The sequence below is a fragment of the Streptomyces sp. HNM0645 genome, from assembly GCF_030056615.1.
Taxonomy (GTDB): Bacteria; Actinomycetota; Actinomycetes; order Streptomycetales; family Streptomycetaceae; genus Streptomyces; species Streptomyces marianii.
This window is the reverse complement of record NZ_JASHLT010000100.1, coordinates 1-4,612: the sequence shown is the minus strand read 5'-3', so window position 1 is coordinate 4,612 and position 4,612 is coordinate 1. Positions and strand designations below refer to the sequence as shown.

General features: G+C 69.7%; 2 protein-coding genes and 2 pseudogenes. 1 reads left to right on the top strand and 3 read right to left on the bottom strand.

Annotation, left to right across the window (positions count from 1 at the left end; translation table 11 throughout):
- Positions 1 to 156 precede the first annotated feature (156 nt).
- Positions 157 to 267, bottom strand: a pseudogene (locus QMZ92_RS35590) (IS481 family transposase); the annotation flags it as partial.
- Positions 268 to 779: 512 nt separating this feature from the next.
- A pseudogene (locus QMZ92_RS35585) lies at positions 780 to 1,802 on the bottom strand (IS4 family transposase); the annotation flags it as partial.
- A 471-nt stretch (positions 1,803 to 2,273) separates the two neighbouring features.
- Between QMZ92_RS35585 and QMZ92_RS35580 the strand changes: the two are divergent.
- Entirely contained in the window at positions 2,274 to 3,506 is a 1,233-nt protein-coding gene (locus tag QMZ92_RS35580; protein WP_283302054.1) for a cytochrome P450, read from the top strand.
- 385 nt (positions 3,507 to 3,891) lie between these two features.
- Here QMZ92_RS35580 and QMZ92_RS35575 read toward each other — a convergent pair whose 3' ends face one another.
- Positions 3,892 to 4,134: an acyl-CoA carboxylase epsilon subunit gene (locus tag QMZ92_RS35575; RefSeq protein WP_283302052.1), complete on the bottom strand. Its 243-nt coding sequence runs from the start codon at positions 4,132 to 4,134 to the stop codon at positions 3,892 to 3,894.
- Positions 4,135 to 4,612: the final 478 nt, after the last annotated feature.

Below are 4,612 nucleotides of genomic sequence, written 5' to 3'. Positions count from 1 at the left end.
CCCGCGGCTCCAGCCTGTTGAACCGATACACGAACCGTTCATGCAGCTCAGCCAGCCCAGACGACCAACGCCGGACATCCGCCGGCACCACATCCCACCCCATGCCCAGCACAACGATCCGACTGCCAAACCGTCACGGCAAAGACCGTTGCAGTACTAGTTGTATTGCCCTGTGAGGTTGGGGACGCGGCTGGCGGGTGGTTGGCCTTTCAGCGCGGTGTGACCGCAGTGGTAATTGTTGGTGGGCAGCCACTGTGGGAACGCTTCGCGTCGTTTGTGGACCTTGACCCAAGGCCGGGAAGGTAGCGTATTTCCGCTGCNATGTCGCCGAAATGGGCGGCGATCTCCGCGGGTCTCCACAGGCGAGTCGGGTCGTCCTGCAGCAGGGCGAGAATGCGATGCCGTCGGCGCTGGGCTGGAACAGTGTGGCGGTCATCGCGGGAGACGGTGGCCAGAGGTGGCTGTTCGGGGCCGGGTTCGAGGACGGTGACGGCGAGGTCGGTGATCGTGCGGCTGCGGTCAGGGCGGCCGTCGTCGTGTCGCTCGCTGTAGCGGGACATCGGCGACTTGACCTTGCGGGTGCTGGTCCGGTGGCGGCGGGGCGCAAGGAGGCGGGCCATCACTCGGCGGCCGATCAGTCCGAGGCGTCCTTGCTCGTCGGGAACGATCCCGGCGGCCTGGACGACCTGGTCACGGGCGGTCTGGAGTGCCACGGTGAAGCAGCAGCGGTCGGGGTTGGTGCCGGGGACGGACTCGGCGGCCTCGATCATCACGGCCCGTAGGGTCTGGTAGAGCGTGAGCAGGGCCCACATTTCCTGTTCGAGGCCGGCCCGGTCGCCCGAGCGGAGGTTCCGGCCGGCCAGGATCGTGTGGCGGAACGCGTAGTACGCGCTCTCGTGTTCCCAACGCTCGTGATAGAGGTTGATCAGCGCTGCCGCGGGGTGCCGGCGGGCGTCGGTCAAGGTGGTGACCAGTCGGTAGGAGCCGGTGAAGACGGTGCCGTCGGCGCAGGTCACCGTGACCTCGGCATCGATGACCCGGACGCCCACGGTGCCGATCACCGACAGGTAGGAGCCGTCGTCGAGGCGTGCCAGGACCGGGGTGCGGCGGTTGCTGCGGAGTCGGCCCAAGACCTTCGCGCCGGTCGCGGTCGCTTGGGCGAGGAAGGCGTTGGCGTCGAAGCCCTTGTCCCACAGCACCAGCATGTCGGGCTTCAGCAGGTGCAGCAGGTGCAGCAGGTGCAGCAGTCGGCAGGCGTAGGCGGTCTCGCCCTCGTCGGTGGGGCCGAATACCGCGCCGATCAGGGACCGCGTCCCGGTCTCGACCAGCGTCATCAGCTCCAGCGTGGGATAGCCGTGATGGGCCGTCCGCCCCAGCCAAGCCCGGTTGCGGGGCGAATCGGATACCCGCAGCGAGCTGCAGCCGTCGAAGGACACGGTCCGGTAGGCGCCGAAACGCACCCCCGGCGTGGTCGGGCGGGCCAGCGGCCCGGCAAGCACCTCGAACAGCGACCGCACCGGCGCGGCCCCCAGCCGCCGGCGAAGGTCCCGCAGGGCCTTCGAACTCGGCGAGGCCACCGGTATCCCGGCCAGACCGCTGGTCAGCTTGTCCCAGACCAGCCGGTAGCCGACCTCAGGGAACAGGCACATCGCGAGCAGGAAGTACATCCCGACCCGGGACGGCAGATCACGCAGCCGCCGCTGCACCGTCCGTGTCTCCGCCAGCACCGAGTCCACGAGCTCGAACGGCACCACGGCGGTCAGCTCTCCCAAGTGCCCCGGGGCAAACCGGCCCGCGGCCACGGTCACCGTACGAGTGATGGCCGTCAGCACCGACGGCAGGGCAGAATGAATCCGCAACGGAGCTCCTCACGTACAAGCTGTCTTGGTCGACTGCCTGTACCAACGAGCTCCGTTGTGCTTTCGCCTCCACCCCTCAACATGCTTGCAGGACCTGCGGAAACGCTAACTTCCAGGCCTTGGGTCAAGGCCCGCCGCCAACCGGCCGCTGAACCGAGCACCTCGCACGCAGTCGTGGCCCGAGGGGCCGGCGTGGGTGGGGAAGCGGTCGTCGAACGCGACGTGGTGTGGCGTGCGCGGGCAGACCCAGGAGGGCATTGTTGAACGATCCACGGATGCTAGGGTTCGAGCGCGAGCCGTACCGGCGCAGCAGCGCGCCCCAGGAGTGCCTGAGCGGGCGCCTTGGGAAGAGTGCCTTCGAGGTGCCGGGTGGCGCGGCTCGCCGCCGACCAACCCACCGCCGAGGAAGGGCCTATGACGACCCGGCTGGACCTGTTCGACCCGGGCTTCGTGCAGGCACCCTATCCCTGGCTCGCCCGGCTGAGGCAGGAAGCTCCTGTGCACTTCGACCCGCGAACCGGGTTGTGGGTGGTCAGCCGCTACCGAGACGTCCGCCACGTTCTGCTGGACACCGCCTGCTTCCGTCCGGACAACGCCCAAACCGCGGTGACCGCCCTGTCCCTGCCTGCTCTGCGGGTACTTGCCAAGGCCGGGTTCTCGCTGCCGCCCGCCCTGGCCGACAACTCCGGCCCGAACCACAAGGCTCTGCGCCGCCTGACCGCCGGTTACTTCAGTGCCGATCGGGTGGCGGCAGCAGCGCGGGTCACGGAGGAAACCGCGGCCCGGCTACTGCAGGGTATCGGGAGGAACCTGGACAGAGGACAGCCCGGGGACCTGGTGGCCGACTATGCGCACATCCTGCCCCGCCTGGTCATGATGCACGTCCTGGGCGTGCGCGGGGTCGACCCCGCGACGCTGGGGCGGTGGAGCGATGACGCTCTGGAGCTCTTCTGGGGCCGGCCCTCTCCCGAACGTCAGGTGACTCTGGCGGAGTCGGTGGCACAGTTCCACCGATGGTTGTCGGACAGAGTGTCCGCCGGCTCGGTGGAGCAGGACGACCTGATCGGCGCGCTGTCCCGGCACCTCCGGCAGGACGGGACGCCGCTGGATCCGGCGACGGCGGTGGCGGTGTGCTTCTTCGTTCTCATCGCCGGGCAGTCCACCACCGGGCAGCTGATCGCCACCGTGCTGCGGCGAGCGCTGGAAGCGCCGGAGACCTGGGCACGGGCCGGCCGCGAACGCGGATTCGCCGAGGCGTGGGTGGAGGAAACACTGCGCATCGAACCACCGGTCACCAGTTGGCGCCGCATCACAGCGTGCGAGGTTGAACTCGGTGGTGTGCGACTGCCGGCTGGAAGCCCGCTTCTGCTGATGCTGATGAGCGCCGGAACGGACCCGGACGTCTTCGAACGGCCGCAGCAGATGTGCCCCCGTCGGGCGAACGTCCGGCGGCACCTTGCGTTCGGAACCGGGCCCCACCGCTGCCCCGGCGCGTCCATGGCTCGGATGGAAGCGGCGACGGCGTTGCGATCAGCGGCCCGGGCACTGCCGCGCGCGGTGGCGGCCACGGGCGACACCCCTGTGCCGATGCTGGGCCTGCTCTCATTCCGAGCACCGCTGCACCTCCCGGTGTTCAGCGGCCGATAGGCCTTCCCGTTACCGCCGCTCTGCGGCTACGGGCCTGTGCGTGCGGGCTCCTGGGCGTCGTTCCTGGCTCCCTCCTCGGCTGGCAGGGCGTCACATGAGGCTCGGGGCGAGCGCCGACGTTCTCCGTTGCCCATCGAGCCCCTGTGGCGGTGGACGCGGGTAGGTGAAGGCGCCCCTCTCACGGCCGCCGTCCCGGACGTGGTGGTCCGGGACGGCGGCCGTGCGGAGGAAGTATGCATGTGATCGACAACGTCCCGGCCGGACCGTGCCTCGCGTCGAACCGGCCGGCTGGTCCTCGTTCCGGTTGACGCCCCTAACCGATCATGAGGTGGCCCGCGCTCCACCGCGCCGGGGGCGGCCGCCGTGGACACGGCTGGCTCGCGGGTCATGCCGGGTTGGGGCGGTGCTCGGCCGTCGTGTGGGGTGTGCCGAAGACGTGGTTGACCAGGACGGGGAGCGGAAGCCGCCGCAGGGCGGTAGCGGTGGCGGGGTCGGCCCAGGACGAGCCGGAGGAGCGGTCGGGGGGTTCGGGCGCGGTTGCCGTGGCGGTGCGGGCCTGGAGCACGGCGAGCAGGGCCGCCAGTTCCTCGGGCGTGGGCTGCCCGTACAGCACCTTGATGGGGGGCATCGTGTCCTCGTTGCAGGGGAGAGGACGAGCGCTTGGCGTCGTCCGGTGGTGTCCGCCAGTGCCCCGGCAGGCGACGTCTGCCCGTCAAGGAGCGGCGAACGTTGCCTGTTTGGGTGCAGGTGTATCGCCTCGTGAGGTTGGCGAGAGTCGCTCCCAGCCCGCGACGCCTGGCACGCACCCTCGCTGCGTTGTCGGACTCATCCGGGTACGGTCGGTACGAGGATGACCCTCCGCCTTGCGATCGGACGCACCGGACGTCGCGGGCCCCGCCCTCCGGGCGGACGGCGCTACTCTCGCCACACGCCTAGTACTGCAACGGTCTTTGCCGTGACGGTTTGGCAGTCGGATCGTTGTGCTGGGCATGGGGTGGGATGTGGTGCCGGCGGATGTCCGGCGTTGGTCGTCTGGGCTGGCTGAGCTGCATGAACGGTTCGTGTATCGGTTCAACAGGCTGGAGCCGCGGGAGTCGTCGCTGGCG